Origin of the sequence: Pseudomonas sp. 273 (assembly GCF_029201425.1) — a bacterium.
Classification (GTDB): Bacteria; Pseudomonadota; Gammaproteobacteria; order Pseudomonadales; family Pseudomonadaceae; genus Pseudomonas; species Pseudomonas delhiensis.
Genome location: NZ_CP116775.1, coordinates 4,844,916 through 4,864,004, shown reverse-complemented (window position 1 = coordinate 4,864,004; position 19,089 = coordinate 4,844,916). Strand labels below are relative to the sequence as shown.

The window sequence follows — 19,089 nt, the reverse complement described above, 5'->3', positions numbered from 1 at the left end:
GCGCCATGGCCCGCCGCCCGCCCCGCGAGGAGCACGAGAACCACGAACGCTGGCTGGTGTCCTACGCGGACTTCATCACCCTGTTGTTCGCCTTCTTCGTGGTGATGTACTCCATCTCCTCGATCAACGAGGGCAAGTACAAGATCCTCTCCGAGACCCTCACCGGCGTGTTCAACCAGCCGGACCGCTCGATCAAGCCGATCCCGGTGGGCGACGACCGCCCGCGCACCACCCAGCAGCCCAACGACGCCATGCAGCAGGGCGGCGACGACAACGTCGACGGCGACCCGCTGACGCAGATAGCCGACGCCGTGCGCGCGCAGTTCGGCGACCTGATCGGCAGCGACCAGTTGAGCGTGCGCGGCAACGAGCTGTGGATCGAGATCACCCTCAATTCCAGCCTGCTGTTCCCCAGCGGCGACGCCATGCCGGCGGATGCCGCCTTCGGCATCGTCGAGAAGGTCGCCGGGATTCTGGCGCCCTACCAGAACCCCATCCATGTCGAGGGCTTCACCGACAACGTCCCCATTCACAACGCCCAGTACCCCACCAACTGGGAGTTGTCGGCGGCGCGGGCGGCGAGCATAGTCCGCCTGCTGGCCCAGGACGGCGTTTCCCCCTCGCGCATGGCGGCGGTGGGCTACGGCGAGTTCCAGCCGGTGGCGGACAACGCCAGCGCCGAGGGCCGCGCGCGCAACCGCCGGGTGGTGCTGGTGATCTCCCGCAACCTGGAAGTGCGCCGCAGCGTCAGCGGCGTGGGCAGCGCCAAGGCGCAGCCGGATGGCGCCCTGCGGCAGGCTGGCACGCAACCTGCACCGGTGGCTGCCAGTGATGCGCCTGCGGCCGGCAGCGTCAATTCCCCGCCGCCGGCGCCGGCTCCTGGAAGCTGAGAACGATGAAAGACATGAACCGAGCACACGGACCGGGGAGAGCAGCATGAAAGTCTGGGCGGTAGCCAACCAGAAGGGTGGCGTCGGCAAGACCACCTCGTCCATCGCCCTGGCCGGCCTGCTGGCCGACGCCGGCAAGCGCGTGGTGGTGGTCGACCTCGACCCCCACGGCTCCATGACCAGCTACTTCGGGCACGACCCGGACACCCTGGAGCACAGTGTCTTCGACCTGTTCCAGCACCAGGGCGCCGTGCCCGAGGGGCTGCCGCAGCAACTGCTGCTGCCCACCAGCCACGAGAAGATCGCCCTGCTGCCGTCGAGCACCGCCCTGGCCACCCTGGAGCGCCAGTCGCCCGGGCAGAACGGCCTGGGCCTGGTGATCTCCAAGGCCCTGGCGCAGCTGTGGCAGGACTTCGACCACGCCATCATCGACAGCCCGCCGCTGCTGGGCGTGCTGATGGTCAACGCCATGGCCGCCAGCCAGCACCTGGTGATCCCGGTGCAGACCGAGTTCCTGGCGCTGAAGGGCCTGGAACGCATGGTCAACACCCTCAACATGGTCAACCGCTCGCGGCGCCAGGCGCTGCCCTTCACCATAGTGCCGACGCTGTTCGACCGCCGTACCCAGGCCTCCATCGGTGCCCTGCGCATGCTGCGCGACACCTATCCGGACACCCTGTGGCCGGCGTTCATCCCGATCGACACCCGCCTGCGCGACGCCAGCCGCCACGGCGTGGTGCCCTCGCGCCACGACGCCAACAGCCGCGGGGTCATCGCCTACCGCGCACTGCTCAAGCACCTGCTCGGCCAGGTGCCGGCGAGCCAGGTGGCCTGAGCGATGTTTTTCCGACGGGTGCCTTCAAGTCTGGGCCCGGTCCGGCCGATAGGCTGGGTGAACCCTTTGCGCGGATTTTCTGCATGAGCCGTTCCGCTACCGCCACACGCCCCCAGCTCGCGCTGCAGTCCTACCTGGACGCGCTGCTGCAGGAGGCCACATTCGACGATTTCGAGGCCCAGGCGCCGGCCCCTGCGCCGGCCGCCCCGGTGCTGACTGCGGTGCCTGCGCCCGCAGCGCTGGTGGCGCCGGTCGCCGAGCCCGAGCCCGAGCCCAGCAGCAGCGTCAGCCTCGACGAGTTCGAGGCCGCGGTGCTCGAGGAGCAGGTGCGCGATGCGCGCCTGGTCGCGCGCGCCACTGCGCCGGTGGCCGAGGCGCCACAGCCCGTCGAGCCGCCGGTGGCCGAGGCCGCAGCGCCGGAGGAAGCCGCCGACGAGGTGATCGACCTGCACCGCCCGGGCAGCGCGCAGATGCCCCCGGCGCCGCTGGCGCTGCTCGACGACGGCCGCCCGGTGTGGGCCGCCGAGCCCTTCGAGTGCCTGCTGTTCGACGTCGCCGGGCTGACCCTGGCCGTGCCGCTGGTATGCCTGGGCTCCATCTACCCGCTGGCCGGCAAGGAACTGACGCCGCTGTTCGGCCAGCCGGACTGGTTCCTCGGCATCCTGCCCAGCCAGTCGGGCAACCTGAAGGTGCTGGATACCGCGCGCTGGGTGATGCCCGAGCGCTACCGCGACGACTACCGCGAAGGCCTGCAGTACGTGATTTCCGTGCAGGGCTACGAATGGGGCCTGGCGGTGCACCAGGTCAGCCGCTCCGTGCGCCTGGACCCGTCCGAGGTGAAATGGCGCAGCCAGCGCCAGCAACGCCCGTGGCTGGCCGGCACGGTGATCGAACAGATGTGCGCGCTGCTCGACGTCTCGGCCCTGGCCGGGCTGATCGACAGCGGCGCGCTCCGCAGCCAGGCCCGCCACTGACGGGCCGGCGAGGCAATTGAACGACAACCGCTGCGCTACCCTTGGGGCGTGGCCGAACACGAGAGGCTAGGGATATGAACAAGACGTCTGCGCAAGGTGCCGAAGATCCGATTCTGCAGTGGGTCACCTTCCGCCTGGACAACGAGACCTACGGCATCAACGTGATGCAGGTCCAGGAAGTGCTGCGCTATACCGAGATCGCCCCGGTGCCGGGCGCGCCCAGCTACGTGCTGGGGATCATCAACCTGCGCGGCAACGTGGTCACCGTGATCGACACCCGCCAGCGCTTCGGCCTGGACTCGGCGTCGGTCTCGGACAACACCCGCATCGTCATCATCGAGGCGGACAAGCAGGTGGTGGGCATCCTGGTCGACAGCGTCGCCGAGGTGGTCTACCTGCGCCAGTCCGAGATCGAGACCGCGCCCAACGTCGGCAACGACGAGTCGGCCAAGTTCATCCAGGGCGTGTGCAACAAGAACGGCGAGCTGCTGATCCTGGTCGAGCTGGACAAGATGATGACCGAGGAAGAGTGGTCGGAGCTGGAGAGCATCTGAGGTGCTCGAACTCGTCGTCCTGCTCGCCGTCGTCTGCCTCGGGCTGATCGGCTTCTGCGCCTGGCTGTTGCAGGGGCAGCGCCGCCTGGCCGCGCAACTGACCGAGCAGGCCGCGCGCCATGCCACCCTGGAACAGCGCCTGAAGGAGCTGGCCAAGCGCAGCGAGGCCTACCAGCGTGTCAACGTGCGCATGGGCGAGGAACTGGGCGAGTTGCGCAAGCAACTGGCCAACCTGCCCGAGCGCCTGGCGCGCCTGGAGCAGCGCGACCCCACCAGCCTGTCCTTCAGCCAGGCCGCGCGCCTGGCCGGGATGGGCGCCTCGGCCTCCGACCTGGCCCAGGCCTGCGGGTTGTCCCAGGCCGAGGCGGAGCTGATCACCCGCCTGCACAGCGGCCACAAGCCCCAGGACTGAAGCCCGGCTGCCCCTCGGTATACCCTTAGGGCCTTTTCGGATTTGTCCGATCTTTTTCCTCGAAGCACGCCTATAGAGTGGTTCGCGTCGCTTTTTTTTTCGAGGAAATCGCCATGTTGCCGCTGTCGCGCCGCACCCTGGTCTTCTGCCCGCATCCCGGCTGCCTGCAGCAGTACGGCATCCTGCTGAACCGCCTGGAGGTCTACCACCTGAGCCTGTGCGTGAACCTGGCCGAGGTTGACCAGGCGCTGGCTGGCGGGGAGCACTACAACCTGTTCATCTACGACAAGTTCAGCCTTTGCGAGGACGACCTCGCGACCCTCCTGCACCTGAGCCGCAACCCGGGCATCCAGCAGTTCCTGCTGGTCGGCAGCTTCAGCGAGGCGCAGCGCCGCGAACTGCTGGACTGGGCCTGGCGCCAGCACGTGCCGCTGCTGCAGGTGCTGGAACGGCCCTTCAGCCTGGGCCAGCTGCGCTCGGCCGTCGCCAGCATTGTCGATTATTCCGAAGCCGAGCAGGGAAGCTTCCCGGGAGCCCATCCGCTGCTTCCCAGCGAAGCCCTACCACCCAGGCCGGCCACCGGCATGCCGGAGTGGCCTGCGCGCAGCTAGCAGGAGCGCGGAACGACCTTGCTCGTCCCGGAATCCCTGGCGCCTGGGGGTGGCGGGGCGCTGGGCGAGGAGGACGGGAGAGAGGGAAAATGCCTCGTATAGTGGCTAATTGCTGCTATTTTTCGGCAAAAGTGGCGACTTGACAGTGAGGGGCGAGGGTAGTTTCTTTCGCCCTTTCACAGGGCAATGGAGTTGGCGCAGGATGCCGGAAATGGATTTCGTTCGCCCAGGCGGCAGGGTTGCCGTCGCCCTTCGCATCGTCCCCGTTGCCCATTGCGGAACCCCTTGGCAGTTGCAGCCAGGCGCGGCCGCGAGTCTCCGGCAGCCGGATGCGCCAGTCGCATCCCCTGGCAGGGGTGAGCCGCCATGTACGAAGCCGCTCGCCTGCACGATGAAATCGCCCACAGCAATGCACTCACCGGCTTCCTGGTCGGGGCGGTGCTGGGGATTGCCCTGGTGGCCGCGGCCACCGTCTTCTTTCCCTTCACAGGCGGCCTCGCTGCCTGTCTGCTGGCCGGGCTGATGACAGGAGGGGCTGCCGTCATGGGCGGTTGGCTCGCCTCACTCGGGGAAAGCGTCGGCCGGCTGTTCAGCTCGCCGGCGGGCATCATCGAAACAGGCTCCCCGGACGTCTTCATCAACCAGCGCAATGCCGCCCACGTCGCGCGCAGCACCGCCATCTGCGACAAGCATCCGCCGCTGATCCAGGTGGCCGAAGGCTCCAGCAACGTCTTCATCAACGACGTCGCCGCCGCGCGCAAGGGCGACAAGCTCACCTGCGGCGCCACCATCGATGGCGGCTCATCCGACGTCTTCATCGGCGGCGGCACCGTGCAGTACCTGCCGGTGGACGACGAGGTGCCCCACTGGCTGCGGGTGACGGTGGAGGTGCTGCTGGTCGTGGCCGGGCTCGGGCGGGGCCTGGTGTCCCTGGCCAGGCTGGGGCTGCAATCCGGGCTCAAGGCCGCCATGCCATGCGCCCTGCGCTTCGCGGCCGGCTTCGCGATCAGCGAGGTGGTCGGCCGGATGATCATCGCCCCGGTCGCCGAACGGGTGCTGGGCGGCCTGTTCGGCAACCCGGTGGACGCCACCACGGGGCGCAAGCTGCTCACCGAGGCGGGGGAAACCGACTTCAGCCTGCCCGGGCTGATGCCCATCCAGTGGTCGCGCTTCTACGCCAGCGACCTGGACGCGGACAGCGTGCTCGGCCGCGGCTGGGTGCTGCCCTGGGACCAGAGCCTGCGCCAGGCCGGCGAGTTCGTCTACCTGAGCGACAACCAGGGCCGCAGCGTGCCCTTCGTCGCCCTGGAACCGGGCGAGCGGGTGTTCGCCGCCAACGAGCAGGTCTACCTGGTGCGCAGCCAGGGCGGCCACTACCTGCTGCAGAGCCTCGACAACCAATTTTTCTACTTCGGCGAACTGCCCGCGGACGGCAGCCCCGCCCCGCTGCAACGCCTCGAGAACGCCCTGGGCCACTACCTGCACTTCAACCGCGGCGCCGACGGCCGCCTGCTGGACATCACCGCCAGCGGCGGGCTGCGCCTGCACCTGCACTACGACCACCCGCTGCAGCGCCTCACCGAGGTGGTGCGGGTAGTCGGCGACCAGGCAGTGGAAAGCCTGGTGCGCTACCGCTACGACGCGCAGGGCCAGCTCAGCGAAGTGCACAACCGCAACGGCGACACCAGCCGCCGCTTCGCCTACCAGGACGGCCTGATGGTGCGCCACGAGAACGCCCTGGGGCTGCGCTGCGAATACCGCTGGGAAAACCTCGGCGGACGTCCACGGGTGGTCGAGCACTGGACCAGCGACGGCGAGCACTACCACTTCCACTACGACCTCCAGGCCCGCGTCACCACGGTCAGCGACGCCCTGCAGCGCGAGGCGCGCATCCACTACAACGCCGACCACCGGGTGGTGGCCAGCCGCGACTTCGGCGGCGAGGAATACCGCATCGAGCTGGACGACGCCGGCAACATGACCGGCCTGCAACTGCCCGACGGCAACCGCGTGCAGCTCAAGTACGACGAGTACTCGCGCCTGGTCGAGGAAATCGACCCGCTGGGCCGCAGCATCCGCTACCGGCACCACCTCGCGACGAACCTCGTGAGCGAAGTGGCCTACCCCGACGGCAGCACCTGGAAGGCCCGCTACGACGCCCGGGGCAGCCTCATCGAGGAAACCGACGCCGAAGGCCACAGCACCGAATACTTCAACGGCGAAGACGGCTTGCCGCACACCATCGTCGACGCCCTGCGCAAGCGCAAGCACCTGTGGTGGAACGGCCAGGCCCAGGTGGAGCGCTACCAGGACTGCTCCGGCCAGCAGACCCGCTACGCATACGACGACCGCCAGCACCTGGTGGCCATCACCGATGCCCTCGGCCAGACCACCCGCCTGCAGCGCAAGCCCAACGGCGAAGTGCTGGCCATCGAGCACGCCGACGGCAGCCGCGAGGCCTTCAGCTACAACGCCCTCGGCCAACTGCTCGGGCACACCGACGGCAAGGGCCAGAGCACCCGCCTGATCCGCACCGCCCGCGGCCTGCCGCAGAGCCGCCAGGACGCCAAGGGGCAGATCGTCCGCTACGAATACGACCGCGCCCTGCGCCTGGCCGCGCTGGTCAACGAGAACGGCGCGGCCTACCGCTTCGCCTACGACGCCAGCGATCGCCTGGTGGAAGAGCAGCGCATCGACAACCTCACCCGCCGGTTCCGCTACAACGCCGGCGGCCACCTGGTGGAAGTCGAGGAAACCGGCTACGGCCAGCAGGGCGAACGCCCCACGCGGTACACCCGGTTCGAACGCGACGCCCTCGGCCGGCTGCTGGCCAAGCTCACCGACGACGCCCGCTACGACTACCAGTACGACGCCGGCGACCGCCTGCAAGGCATCGACCGCCTGCCCAGCGAACGGGGCAAACGCCAGGGCCTGCAGGCCGAACGCCTGGCCTTCGCCTACGATGCCAACGGCCGCCTGCTCGGCGAAAGCACCCCGCTGGGCGAACTGGGCTACCAGTACGACGCCCTGGGCAACCTGCTCAGCCTGCAACTGCCGGACGGCCGCCACCTCAACCACCTGTACTACGGCAGCGGCCACCTGCACCAACTCAACCTCGACGGCCGCGTCATCAGCGACTTCGAGCGCGACGACCTGCACCGCGAAGTGCTGCGCACCCAGGGCCGCCTGACCAGCCGCTTCGGCTACGACGCCCTGGGCCGCAAGGCCTGGCAATTCGCCTCGGGGCTACCGGCGGAGAAACTCTCCAGCCTGCACAACCCGGGCATCGTCCCCGCCGACCTGCTGCTGCACCGCGACAACCCGATCCAGCGCCGCTACCAGTACGACGCCGCCGGCGAACTGGTGCGCACCCAGGACAAGCTGCGCGGCGACACCCAGTACGCCTACGAGGCCAACGGCCAACTACTCGGCCGCAGCGCCCCGGACCTGGCCAGCCGCGAACGCTTCGTCTACGACGCCGCCGCCAACCTGGTCAACCCCGAGGGCGACAGCCACCACGGCCAGATCCGGGACAACCGCCTGCGCACCTGGCAAGACCAGCGCTACGACTACGACCCCTGGGGCAACATGGTGGTGCGCAAGCGCGGCGCCCACCTGGAACAACACTTCGAATACGACTGCGAAAACCGCCTGACCCGCGCCCGCACCTACCGCGACGGCAACCTGCTCAGCGAAGGCCGCTACCGCTACGACAGCCTGGGGCGCCGGGTGGCCAAGGCCGTGGAACACGACGGCACGACGAAAAGCACCGGGTTCCTCTGGCAAGGCCTGCGCCTGCTCCAGGAACACCGGGCCAACGGCGACAGCCTGTACCTCTACGAACCCGACAGCTACGCCCCCCTGGCCCGCGTCGACCGGGAAGGCGACGAAGAGCGCACCTACTACTTCCACACCGACCAGATCGGCACGCCACTGGACGTCACCGACGAGGACGGCAAGCCGGTATGGCAGGCCACCTACAAGGCCTGGGGGAAGTGGAACGCTATGCGGCAGAAGAGATCGAGCAGAACCTGAGGTTCCAGGGGCAGTACTTCGACGCGGAGACGGGGCTGCACTACAACACCTTCCGCTACTACGATCCGGTGGTGGGGCGGTTCCTGACGCAAGATCCGATTGGATTATATGGCGGAATAAATCTGTTCAGGTTCTCGCCAAATCCATATATGTGGATCGATCCTTTAGGCTTGACTATGGAGTGGGTCGATCCAAGGACGATAAATTTTTCTCAGCGTACCATTTCTAGAAATAACTATGCTGAAATTATGAAGAGCGGGGGATGGGATTGGGAAAGATCTCCATTGCATGTTGTTGATGTTGATGGTCAGTTGGTTTCTTATGATAATAGGCGGTTGGATGCTGCCTTAGAGGCTGACTTGAAGAAAGTTTCGATTATCAAGGAGAGTCCTGATGCCCCGCATCCGGATTCGGCAACAGGAAAGACTTGGAAGGAAAAGTTTCAGCAGAGATTTAATGATCGAAGAAATATAAGGGCAGGTGGTCCGGTCCCTCGTCAAGGTGTTAGAACAAGACCAACGGTATGCTGATAAAAATGAAAAATATTATCGAACTTTGGAGTAATGAAGAACTCCCAATAAAAGATGGGGTGTATTTTTCTAATGGTAAATCATTTTCAATTTCAATTTTGGCATATCCTGCACCTCACATATGTTCTCGAGGTTGGTTTGATTTCGAAGAATATTTCAAGGGGAATCAAGAGGAAGTAACATCTATAGATGTTACTAAGAGGGTAGTATTGAAAGGCGGTGCGTGTTGTTATGTGGGGAGGGTAGCTATGGTTCAGAAGGGTTTATAGCTTATGAGAATAATCATAAGCTCCTTGAATGGGTGGTTTACTCTGAGAGCTCCAACCCATTTATCGATATTAAGGAGGGCGGAGCTAATGCTCTGGTGGCAGAGTCAAGTGCAGGTTTCAAGATAAAGATAAGTATATCAAATCCGGAGGAGATGGAGGTGGTAAGCCCTGATGCTGTCGGGTAAAGATACATTAGAGGTTGCGTGCTTTAGATGGGGGAATGTTCTCGCGGCTTCGCACTTCATGGGGCCAAGAACGGTATAAATTTTTCCTCTGCTAAGGCCGCTACCTCCTAAGGCCTCAACATCAAGGCCTTCGCCGCATCTTGCGGCGCTCGTGGGGCCGGGCTCTTGCCCTTGAGGTACCAGGCGAAGGCGATGATTTCCGCCAGGGTGCGGTACAGCTGCTCGGGGATGGCGTCGCCCAGTTCCAGGCGGGCCAGCAGGCGTACCAGTTCGCCGTTCTCGTAGATCGGCACTTCGTGCTGGCGGGCGATGGCCAGGATGGCCTCGGCCAGTTCGGCGTCGCCCTTGGCGCTGAGGGTGGGGGTGTTCTGGCCGTCGTAGTTGAGGGCGATGGCCTGGCGCGGCGCTGTCTGTTTGTTCATGCCTTTTCATCCACCCAGCGTTGTTCCAGTGCGGTGCGCCGGCCTTGCGGTGCCCGGCCCTGGTGGCAGCACAGTTCGCGCACGGTGAAGCCGGCGTCCTGAAGGCGCTCGCGCAGGTGGCCGAGTTCGCGTTCCAGCAGGCTCGCGGTGCTTTCGCGCTCGGCCCAGAACTGGCTGCTCAGGCCCAGGGGCGCGAGGGTCGCCTGGACCTGCAGCGGCCCCAGCGGGTCGAGGTCGAAGGCCAGGTCGATGCGCCACAGGCTTTCCCGCGGCTGTTCGCTGTCCTGGGATTCGCGCCTGTCCTCGTGCTGGATGCGGACCTGCAGCGGCACCAGCGCATCCTCGGTGCGCATGGGTACTTCCATCTGCCAGGTCTGCAACTGGCCGCCGCCGCGCAGCGGCTCGCTCTGCACCAGGCTGCTCAGCTGGTGCGTCTGCAGCCGCGCCACGGCGGCCGCGGCCAGTTTCAGCAGGGATTCCAGGTCGCCTTCCTCTTCCAGCTTCTGCAGCGTGCGCGAGGGCAGCGGGAAGTCCGCCTGCTGCAGGCGCGGGCTGCCGTTCTGGTTGAGCGCGCCCAGGGCGTTGCGGACGAAGGCCGGCAGGCTGCTGGCCAGGTTGGCGGCGGTGCTGTTGGCGAGGTTCGCCAGCAGGTTGGGGGCGGCACTGCCTTGCTCGGCGGGCAGCAGTTGGCCGAGCAGGCGCAGGACGTTGGCCTTGAAGTCGCCCGGCAGCGGCGGCAGGCCCTGCAGCAGGCGCGCCTCGAGGAAGCCGCCGCTCTGTTGCAGGGCCTGGGCCAGGCCCTTGGCGTCGCTGAGCTGCTGCACGCCGGGTAGCCCGGCGAGCAGGCGGTCCACGGCGCCGCGCAGGGCAGGGGGCAGGTCGCCGGGCTTGAGCGCCTGCAGCGCGTCCAGCAGCCCCTCGGTGGAGGATTGGCGGACCTGCTGGGTGCCCAGCTGGTTGTTCAATTCGAGGCGGTCCAGGCGCCCGGCCAGCGGCAGGAAGAGCAGGGCGCGGCTGTCCTGGACCTGGGCGCTGAGCAGGCTGCCGGCCTTCAGCGGGCGGGCCGAGTCGATGTCCAGCAGGCGCCCGGCCAGGGGGCCGCCGAGCAGGCTGAGCAGCACCCGGTAGCTGGCCGGTTGCGCCGGGGTGCCGCCCTGGGGCGAGCTGGACAGCACCTTGCCCTGCAGCAGGCTGCCCACCGGCAGCTGTTCCAGGTCGAGGCTGTCCAGCGGCGGCAGGTCGCCCAGCGCTTGCTGGGCGCCGGACAGCAGGGTGGCAACCAGGCTGGTGGCGCCGAGGGCGGAAACGTTCAGGGTGCTGCCCTGGGGCAGGGCCTGCGGGCTCTCGGCGGTGACCAGCGTCTGCTGGCCGCCGGCCAGGGTCAGGCGCAGCAGCAACTGGAAGCTGACAGCCGCCTGCTTGACGCCCAGCACCTCGGCCTGGGCGCTCTGCCCCGGCGGCAGCAGGTCGCCCAGGCTGCGGGCGAGCCTGAGCGACAGCTCCCCGGCGTTCTGCACGGCGCGGCTGGCCAGGGGCATGGGGAGCGGGCGGGAAGCGCCAATCTCGCTCGGCATCTGCGTCCTTCGGGGCTTGCGGCGCATCGTCGCGGGGGCGGCGAAAGCCTGGGAAGCCTTAACAAGCTGTCGAAATTGCCGGCGCCGGGGCCGGAAGCGGGCGTGTATAATGCGCCGCCCGTGGCCACTATAGCGGCCTGCGATGCACCGACTTTAGCCTGATTTCGATTTTCCCGATGGGTGCCGATGCCTTGACCAGCCCGCTTCTCGAAACCGTGGCGCTCGCCTGCGAGCGGGACTGGCGCATGCTCTTCGAGCGCCTGGACCTGCGCCTGGCCGCCGGCGAGATGCTGCAGGTGGTCGGCCCCAACGGCAGCGGCAAGACCAGCCTGCTGCGCCTGCTCTGCGGGCTGATGCAGCCCACCGCCGGGCAGGTGCGCCTGAACGGCCGGCCGCTGGAGGAACAGCGCGGCGAGCTGGCGCGCAACCTGCTGTGGATCGGCCATGCCGCCGGCATCAAGGGCCTGCTCAGCGCCGAGGAGAACCTCGCCTGGCTCTGCGCCCTGCATCAGCCGGCGGACCACGCGGCGATCTGGCGCGCCCTGGAGGCGGTCGGCCTGCGCGGCTTCGAGGACGTGCCCTGCCACACCCTGTCCGCCGGCCAGCAGCGCCGCGTGGCCCTGGCGCGCCTGTACCTGGACGCGCCGCCGCTGTGGATTCTCGACGAACCCTTCACCGCCCTCGACAAGCAGGGCGTGGCCCAGCTCGAGGAGCACCTGGCGCGGCATTGCGAGAACGACGGCCTGGTGGTGCTCACCACCCACCACACGCTGGCGCGCATGCCCGCCGGCTACCGTGCCCTGGACCTCGGCCAGCACGCCCGCGAGATGGCGGGGGAGGGCGCATGAGCAACGTCTTCGGCCTGCTCCTGGCGCGCGAGGCGCGCCTGCAGTTCCGCCGCCCGGCGGAGCTGGCCAACCCGCTGGTGTTCTTCGCCATCGTCATCGCCCTGTTCCCCCTGGCCGTCGGCCCGGAAAGCCAGATGCTGCAGAACCTCTCGCCGGGCCTGGTGTGGGTGGCGGCGCTGCTGGCGGTGCTGCTGTCGCTGGACGGCCTGTTCCGCAGCGATTTCGAGGACGGTTCCCTGGAACAGTGGGTCCTTTCGTCGCACCCCCTGCCTCTTCTGGTCCTGGCCAAGGTGCTGGCACACTGGCTCGTTTCGGGGCTGGCCCTGGTCCTGCTGTCGCCGCTGCTGGCCCTGATGCTGGGTTTGCCGGTACGCTGCCTGCCGGTATTGCTGCTCTCGCTGCTGCTCGGCACCCCGGTGCTCAGCCTGCTCGGCGCGGTCGGCGCGGCGCTGACCGTGGGCCTCAAGCGCGGGGGGCTGCTGCTGGCGCTGCTGATCCTGCCGCTCTACATCCCCGTACTGATCCTTGGCAGCGGTGCCCTCCAGGCCTCGCTGCAGGGGCTGCCGACCGCCGGGCACCTGCTCTGGTTGGCCAGCCTGACGGCGTTAGCATTGACGTTGACGCCCTTCGCCATCGCTGCCGGCCTGAAGATCAGCGTGGGCGAATGACGCCTGCCGGCGCCGCTGGAGCGGGGCCGGCACTAGAAAAAAGTGCCCTGACACACAGAGCCTGATGATGAACTGGACTTGGTTTCACAAGCTTGGGTCGCCCAAGTGGTTCTACGAGATCAGCGGACGCTGGCTGCCCTGGTTCGCCGTCGCCGCGGCGTTGCTGATGGCCGTCGGCCTCGTCTGGGGGCTGGCCTTCGCGCCGCCGGACTACCAGCAGGGCAACAGCTTCCGGATCATCTACATCCACGTGCCGGCGGCCTTCCTCGCCCAGTCGTGCTATGTGATGCTGGCGGTGGCCGGCGCCATCGGCCTGATCTGGAAGATGAAGATCGCCGACGTCGCCGTGCAGTGCGCCGCGCCCATCGGCGCCTGGATGACCTTCGTCGCCCTGGTCACCGGGGCCATCTGGGGCAAGCCGACCTGGGGCGCCTGGTGGGTGTGGGACGCGCGCCTGACCTCGATGCTGATCCTGCTGTTCCTCTATTTCGGCGTCATCGCCCTCGGCCAGGCCATCGGCAACCGCGACAGCGCGGCCAAGGCCAGCGCCGTGCTGGCCATCGTCGGGGTGGTCAACATCCCGATCATCAAGTTCTCGGTGGAGTGGTGGAACACCCTGCACCAGCCGGCCACCTTCACCCTCACCGAGAAGCCGCCGATGCCGCCGGAGATGTGGATCCCGCTGCTGCTGATGGTGCTCGGCTTCTACTGCTTCTTCGCCGCCGTGCTGCTGATGCGCATGCGCCTGGAAGTGCTCAAGCGCGAAGCCCGCGCGTCCTGGGTCAAAGCTGAGGTGGAGCGCGCGCTATGAGTTTCCATTCCTTCGGCGAATTCCTCGCCATGGGCCACCACGGCCCCTACGTGTGGTCGGCCTACGCCATCAGCCTGGTGGTGCTGGCGATCAACGTCGCCGCGCCCATCCTGGCGCGCAGGCGTTACCTGCAAGAAGAGGCGCGCCGTCTGCGCCGGGAGGCCAGCAAGTGAATCCGGTTCGCAAGAAACGCCTGTACATCGTCCTCGCCATCGTCGCCGGCGTCGGCGTCGCGGTGGCCCTGGCGCTGTCCGCGCTGCAGCAGAACATCAACCTGTTCTACACGCCGACGCAGATCGCCAACGGCGAAGCGCCGCACGACACCCGCATCCGCGCCGGCGGCATGGTCGAGAAGGGCTCGCTGAAGCGCTCGGCCGACTCCCTGGACGTGGAGTTCGTGGTCACCGACTTCGCCAGGGAGGTCACGGTGAAGTACCGCGGCATCCTGCCGGACCTGTTCCGCGAGGGGCAGGGCATAGTCGCCCTCGGCAAGCTCGACGAGAACGGCGTGCTGACCGCCGACGAGGTGCTGGCCAAGCACGACGAGAAATACATGCCGCCGGAAGTCACCAAGGCGCTGAAGGACAGCGGCAAGCTCGGTGAATACCAGCAGGGCGGCCAGCCCGGCGCCGCGGTGCAGGGGAGCAACTGACGATGATCCCGGAACTCGGCCACCTGTCGTTGATCCTGGCGCTGTGCATGGCGCTGGTGATGTCCTTCTTCCCCCTGGTCGGCGCCTGGCGCGGCGACCGCCAGTGGATGAGCCTGGCGCGCCCGGCGGCCTGGGGGCAGTTCGCCTTCCTGGCGTTCGCCTTCGCCTGCCTGACCTGGGCCTTCCTCCACGACGACTTCTCCGTGGCCTACGTGGCCAGCAACTCCAACAGCGCGCTGCCCTGGTACTACAAGGCCAGCGCCGTGTGGGGCGCCCACGAGGGCTCGCTGCTGCTCTGGGCGCTGATCCTCGGCGGCTGGACCTTCGCCGTGTCGATCTTCTCCCGCGAGCTGCCCGAGCCCATGCTGGCGCGGGTGCTGGCGGTGATGGGGATGATCAGCACCGGTTTCCTGCTGTTCCTGATCATCACCTCCAACCCCTTCAGCCGCCTGCTGCCGCAGGTGCCGGCCGACGGCAACGACCTCAACCCGCTGCTGCAGGACCCGGGCCTGATCATCCACCCGCCGATGCTCTACATGGGCTACGTCGGCTTCTCGGTGGCCTTCGCCTTCGCCATCGCCGCGCTGCTCGGCGGCCGCCTCGACGCGGCCTGGGCGCGCTGGTCGCGGCCCTGGACCCTGGTGGCCTGGACCTTCCTCGGCATCGGCATCGTGCTCGGCTCCTGGTGGGCCTACTACGAGCTGGGCTGGGGCGGCTGGTGGTTCTGGGACCCGGTGGAGAACGCCTCCTTCATGCCCTGGCTGGTGGGCACCGCGCTGATCCACTCGCTGGCGGTGACCGAGAAGCGCGGGGTGTTCAAGAGCTGGACGGTGCTGCTGGCCATCGCCGCCTTCTCCCTCAGCCTGCTGGGCACCTTCCTGGTCCGCTCCGGGGTGCTGACCTCGGTGCACGCCTTCGCCTCGGACCCCGAGCGCGGGGTGTTCATCCTGGCCTTCCTGCTGGTGGTGGTCGGTGGCTCGCTGACGCTGTTCGCCCTGCGCGCGCCTGTGGTCAAGAGCCAGGTCGGCTTCGCCCTGTGGTCCCGCGAGACCCTGCTGCTGCTGAACAACGTGGTGCTGGTGGTGACCGCCGCGATGATCCTGCTCGGCACCCTCTACCCGCTGGTGCTCGACGCCATCAGCGGCGCCAAGCTGTCGGTCGGCCCGCCGTACTTCAATGCCCTGTTCATGCCGCTGATGGCGGTGCTGATGCTGGCCCTGACGGTGGGCGTGCTGGTGCGCTGGAAGGACACCCCGACGCAGTGGCTGCTGCGCATGCTGACCCCGGTGCTGATCGGCGCCGTGGTGCTCGGCGGCGTCGCCACCTTCCTCTACGGCGACCTGCACTGGCCGGTGCTGGCGGTGTTCCTGCTGGCCTTCTGGGTGATCCTCGGCGGCGTCCGCGACTTCCTCGACAAGGTCCGCCACAAGGGCCTGGTGGCCGGTGCCGCCAGCCTCAACCGCAGCTACTGGGGCATGCAGGTGGCCCACCTGGGCATCGCCGTGTGCGCCATCGGCGTGGTCCTCACCAGCCAGTTCAGCGCCCAGCGCGACCTGCGCATGGCCCCGGGCGAGAGCGTGGAGCTGGCCGGCTACCAGTTCGCCTTCGAAGGCACCCATCACTTCGAGGGCCCGAACTTCACCTCCGACAAGGGCACCATCCGCGTCACCCGCGACGGTAGCGAAGTGGCGGTGCTGCACCCGGAGAAGCGCCTGTACCGCGTGCAGAGCTCGATGATGACCGAGGCCGGCATCCATGGCAGCCTGACCCGCGACCTCTACGTCGCCCTGGGCGAGCCGCTGGACAACGGCGCCTGGGCCGTGCGCCTGCACATCAAGCCGTTCGTCCGCTTCATCTGGCTCGGCGGCCTGCTCACCGCCCTGGGCGGCGTGCTGGCGGCGCTGGACAGGCGCTACCGGCTGAAAGTCAAAACCAAGGTGCGCGAGGCGCTGGGCCTTGCCGCCGGACAGGGAGCCTGAGTGTGAAGCGTGCGATCCTGCTGTTGCCGCTGGCGATCTTCCTAATCGTCGCGGTATTCCTCTTCCGCGGCCTGTGGCTCGACCCCAGCGAGCTGCCCTCGGCGCTGATCGACAAGCCGTTCCCGGCGTTTTCCCTGCCGGGCGTGCTGGAGCCGAACAAGACCTACACCCTGGCCGACCTCAAGGGCCGCCCGGCGCTGGTCAACGTCTGGGGCACCTGGTGCCCGACCTGCCGCTTCGAGCACCCGGTGCTGGCCAAGCTGGCCGAGCAGGGTGTGGTGATCGTCGGCATCAACTACAAGGACGACAACGCCGCCGCGCAGAAGTGGCTGCAGGACCTGCACGACCCCTACGTGCTGAACATCGCCGATGCCCAGGGCACCCTGGGCCTGGACCTGGGCGTGTACGGCGCGCCGGAGACCTACGTGATCGACAAGGACGGCATCATCCGCCACAAGCTGGTCGGCGCCGTCGACGAGAAGGTCTGGCGCGAACAGCTGGCGCCGATCTACCAGCGCCTGGTGGACGAGGCGGGGGGCAAATGAAGCGACTCCTGAGCGCGGCCCTGCTGGGCCTGACCCTGAGCGGCGCGGTGTACGCCGCCATCGACACCTACGAATTCCCCAACGAGGCCGAGCGCCAGCGCTTCCGCGACCTGACCACCGAGCTGCGCTGCCCCAAGTGCCAGAACCAGGACATCGCCGACTCCAACGCGCCCATCGCCGCCGACCTGCGCAAGCAGATCTACGAACAGCTGCAGCAGGGCAAGAGCGACGAGCAGATCGTCGACTACATGGTCGACCGCTACGGCGACTTCGTGCGCTACAAGCCGCCGGTCAATTCCCGCACCTGGCTGCTCTGGTTCGGCCCGGCGGCCCTGCTGGGCCTGGGCGTGCTGGTGGTCGGCGTGCTGGTGGCGCGCCGCCGCCGCGTCGCTAGCGGCCCCTCCGCCAGCCTGTCCGCCGAGGAACAGGCCCGCCTGAATCAATTGCTGGATAACCAAGACAAATGATCGACTTCTGGCTCGCCGCCGGCCTGCTCGCGCTGGTGGCCATGGCTTTCCTGCTGATTCCGCTGCTGCGTGGCCGCCGCGCCCAGGCCGAGGAAGACCGCACCGCCCTCAACGTCGCCCTGTACCAGGAGCGCCTCGCCGAGCTGGATGCCCAGCACGCCGCCGGCACCCTCGACGACGCCCAGCTGCAGGCCGGGCGCACCGAGGCCGGCCGCGAACTGCTGGCCGACACCGAAGGCGAGGGCGAACGCCGCTCGCGCCTGGGCCGCGCCGCGCCGCTGGCGGTGGCCGTGCTGCTGCCGCTGCTGGGCCTGGGCCTGTACCTGCACTGGGGCGCCAGCGACAAGCTGGCCCTGTCCCGCGAGTTCGCCGAGCCGCCGCATTCCATGGAAGAGATGACCGCGCGCCTGGAGAAGGCCGTGCAGGCCCAGCCGGATTCCGCCGAGGGCTGGTACTTCCTCGGCCGCACCTACATGACCCAGGAGCGCTTCGAGGACGCCGCCAAGGCCTTCGAGCGCGCCGCCAACCTGTCCGGACGCCAGTCCGAGGTGCTCGGCCAGTGGGCCCAGGCGCTGTACTTCGCCAATGGCAAGAAGATGGCCGGCGCCGCCCAGGCCCTGGCCGACGAGGCGCTCAAGCAGAACCCGGAGGAGGTCACCACCCTCGGCCTGATGGGCATCTCCGCCTTCGAGGAGCAACGCTACGCCGACGCCGCCAGCTACTGGCAGCGCCTGGTCGCCGCGCTGCCGGCCGACGATCCGTCGCGCGCAGCCATCCAGAGCGGCATCGAGCGTGCCCGCCAGCACCTGGTCGAACGCGGCGAGAAGCTGCCGGAAGCGCCGGCCGCGGCGGCCAGCGCCGGCCTGACGCTGAAGGTCCGGGTGGACCTCAGCGACGCGGTGAAGGGCCAGGTCAAGCCGGACGACAGCGTGTTCGTCTTCGCCCGCGCGGTGAACGGCCCGCCGATGCCGCTGGCGGTCAAGCGCCTGAAGGTGGCCGACCTGCCGGACGAGGTGTCGCTCAGCGATGCCGACGCCATGATGCCGCAACTGAAGCTGTCGGCCTTCCCGCAGGTGGAGCTGGTGGCGCGGGTGTCGCGCGCCGGCAATGCCATCAGCGGCGAATGGATCGGACGCAGCCAGCCGTTGTCTACTGCCGGCGCGGGCGATCAGGCGGTGACCATCGACAGCCCGGACCAGCATTGACCGACAAACTCCCGGAGGTACGTCCGTGAAAGGCCGAATCCTCGCCCTCGCGGCCCTGCTCGCCCTGGCCGGTTGCGCCGGCCAGCAGCCCCACTCGCAAGCCCCGGCGCCGGCCCCGCAGCCCGGCGCCAGCGGCCAGCCGCCGGCGGCCATGCCGTCGAACAAGCCGGCGCCGCGCACGGCCATCACGCCCAACCCGCAGAACCCCTCGAACAAACCGCGCAGCACCCACACCCAGTTCGCCCCGCCGCCGGGCGGCAAGGGCCGCTGGGACCCGAACCTGGGCGTCTACGTGATCCAGGGCCAGAAGGACCTGTACTACCGCCAGCGCACCTACTACCACTGGGACGGCGCCTGGTACTGGGGCGTCAGCCCGCAGGGCCCGTGGACGGCCACCGACGCCAGCGGCGTGCCGCCGGGGTTGAACCGGCGTTACGCGCAGCCCTGAGGTTAGGGGATTTTCGTAGGAGCGAGCTTGCTCGCGAATGGTGCTTCCCGGCGGCTTAGATTGTTGGGCGTAAGAGCGCCCTCTCCCCAACCCTCGCCTACGCGGCCCGCCCTGAAGGGAGAGGGGGCTGTCCCGAGCGGCCTGGAAGTCAGGCGCCGTCCTTCTCCCTCGTCAT

At 68.0% G+C, this 19,089-nt stretch carries 19 protein-coding genes and 1 pseudogene; 18 read left to right on the top strand and 2 right to left on the bottom strand.

The window, feature by feature from the left end:
* Positions 1-5: 5 nt before the first annotated feature.
* The 8 genes and pseudogenes from motD (at position 6) to PKO50_RS22070 (ending at position 9,110) form a co-directional block, all read left to right on the top strand.
* A complete protein-coding gene (motD, locus tag PKO50_RS22105; RefSeq protein ID WP_275627242.1) occupies positions 6-890 on the top strand; it encodes a flagellar motor protein MotD in 885 nt (294 codons plus the stop codon).
* Between the two features lie 46 nt (positions 891-936).
* The gene (locus PKO50_RS22100) at positions 937-1,725 is read left to right on the top strand and encodes a ParA family protein (protein WP_109933500.1); all 789 of its coding nucleotides are present in this window, start codon (positions 937-939) and stop codon (positions 1,723-1,725) included.
* Positions 1,726-1,808: 83 nt separating this feature from the next.
* Positions 1,809-2,699 (top strand): CheW domain-containing protein, encoded by an 891-nt coding sequence (locus PKO50_RS22095; protein ID WP_275627241.1) that lies wholly within the window; start codon positions 1,809-1,811, stop codon positions 2,697-2,699.
* Positions 2,700-2,773: 74 nt separating this feature from the next.
* Complete coding sequence (locus tag PKO50_RS22090; RefSeq protein WP_089392712.1) at positions 2,774-3,253, top strand: chemotaxis protein CheW; 480 nt, start codon at positions 2,774-2,776, stop codon at positions 3,251-3,253.
* A 1-nt stretch (position 3,254) separates the two neighbouring features.
* Positions 3,255-3,665 (top strand): DUF2802 domain-containing protein, encoded by a 411-nt coding sequence (locus PKO50_RS22085; protein WP_275627240.1) that lies wholly within the window; start codon positions 3,255-3,257, stop codon positions 3,663-3,665.
* 113 nt (positions 3,666-3,778) lie between these two features.
* Entirely contained in the window at positions 3,779-4,276 is a 498-nt protein-coding gene (locus PKO50_RS22080) for a hypothetical protein (RefSeq protein ID WP_109933497.1), read from the top strand.
* A gap of 366 nt (positions 4,277-4,642) precedes the next feature.
* Positions 4,643-8,484, top strand: a pseudogene (locus PKO50_RS22075) (RHS repeat-associated core domain-containing protein); the annotation flags it as partial.
* 350 nt (positions 8,485-8,834) lie between these two features.
* A complete protein-coding gene (locus tag PKO50_RS22070; protein WP_275627239.1) occupies positions 8,835-9,110 on the top strand; it encodes a hypothetical protein in 276 nt (91 codons plus the stop codon).
* 292 nt (positions 9,111-9,402) lie between these two features.
* On the opposite strand, the gene PKO50_RS22065 is transcribed toward PKO50_RS22070, so the two are convergent.
* Positions 9,403-9,717 (bottom strand): EscU/YscU/HrcU family type III secretion system export apparatus switch protein, encoded by a 315-nt coding sequence (locus tag PKO50_RS22065; RefSeq protein ID WP_089392709.1) that lies wholly within the window; start codon positions 9,715-9,717, stop codon positions 9,403-9,405.
* Positions 9,714-11,291 (bottom strand): flagellar hook-length control protein FliK, encoded by a 1,578-nt coding sequence (locus PKO50_RS22060; protein WP_275627238.1) that lies wholly within the window; start codon positions 11,289-11,291, stop codon positions 9,714-9,716. The genes PKO50_RS22065 and PKO50_RS22060 overlap by 4 nt, the downstream gene beginning before the upstream one ends.
* Before the next feature lie 176 nt (positions 11,292-11,467).
* Between PKO50_RS22060 and ccmA the strand changes: the two genes are divergently transcribed.
* The 10 genes from ccmA to PKO50_RS22010 all read left to right on the top strand — a co-directional run bounded on the left by ccmA (position 11,468) and on the right by PKO50_RS22010 (position 18,914).
* Positions 11,468-12,139 (top strand): cytochrome c biogenesis heme-transporting ATPase CcmA, encoded by a 672-nt coding sequence (ccmA, locus tag PKO50_RS22055; RefSeq protein WP_109933770.1) that lies wholly within the window; start codon positions 11,468-11,470, stop codon positions 12,137-12,139.
* Entirely contained in the window at positions 12,136-12,807 is a 672-nt protein-coding gene (gene ccmB / locus PKO50_RS22050) for a heme exporter protein CcmB (RefSeq protein WP_089392706.1), read from the top strand. Before ccmA ends, ccmB begins: the two co-directional genes overlap by 4 nt.
* Before the next feature lie 64 nt (positions 12,808-12,871).
* Complete coding sequence (locus PKO50_RS22045) at positions 12,872-13,618, top strand: heme ABC transporter permease (protein ID WP_275627237.1); 747 nt, start codon at positions 12,872-12,874, stop codon at positions 13,616-13,618.
* The gene (gene ccmD, locus PKO50_RS22040; RefSeq protein WP_109933768.1) at positions 13,615-13,791 is read left to right on the top strand and encodes a heme exporter protein CcmD; all 177 of its coding nucleotides are present in this window, start codon (positions 13,615-13,617) and stop codon (positions 13,789-13,791) included. Before PKO50_RS22045 ends, ccmD begins: the two co-directional genes overlap by 4 nt.
* Positions 13,788-14,270 carry a cytochrome c maturation protein CcmE gene (gene ccmE / locus PKO50_RS22035; RefSeq protein ID WP_109933767.1) on the top strand — a complete coding sequence of 161 codons (483 nt, stop codon included), beginning with the start codon at positions 13,788-13,790 and terminating at the stop codon, positions 14,268-14,270. Before ccmD ends, ccmE begins: the two co-directional genes overlap by 4 nt.
* A 2-nt stretch (positions 14,271-14,272) precedes the next feature.
* On the top strand, positions 14,273-16,249 hold the full coding sequence (locus tag PKO50_RS22030) for a heme lyase CcmF/NrfE family subunit (protein WP_109933766.1): 1,977 nt from the start codon (positions 14,273-14,275) through the stop codon (positions 16,247-16,249).
* 2 nt (positions 16,250-16,251) lie between these two features.
* A complete protein-coding gene (gene dsbE / locus PKO50_RS22025) occupies positions 16,252-16,794 on the top strand; it encodes a thiol:disulfide interchange protein DsbE (protein WP_275627236.1) in 543 nt (180 codons plus the stop codon).
* Positions 16,791-17,261: a cytochrome c-type biogenesis protein gene (locus tag PKO50_RS22020; RefSeq protein ID WP_109933764.1), complete on the top strand. Its 471-nt coding sequence runs from the start codon at positions 16,791-16,793 to the stop codon at positions 17,259-17,261. Before dsbE ends, PKO50_RS22020 begins: the two co-directional genes overlap by 4 nt.
* The gene (ccmI, locus tag PKO50_RS22015; RefSeq protein WP_109933763.1) at positions 17,258-18,466 is read left to right on the top strand and encodes a c-type cytochrome biogenesis protein CcmI; all 1,209 of its coding nucleotides are present in this window, start codon (positions 17,258-17,260) and stop codon (positions 18,464-18,466) included. The genes PKO50_RS22020 and ccmI overlap by 4 nt, the downstream gene beginning before the upstream one ends.
* A gap of 25 nt (positions 18,467-18,491) precedes the next feature.
* Positions 18,492-18,914: a hypothetical protein gene (locus PKO50_RS22010; protein WP_275627235.1), complete on the top strand. Its 423-nt coding sequence runs from the start codon at positions 18,492-18,494 to the stop codon at positions 18,912-18,914.
* Positions 18,915-19,089 lie beyond the last annotated feature (175 nt).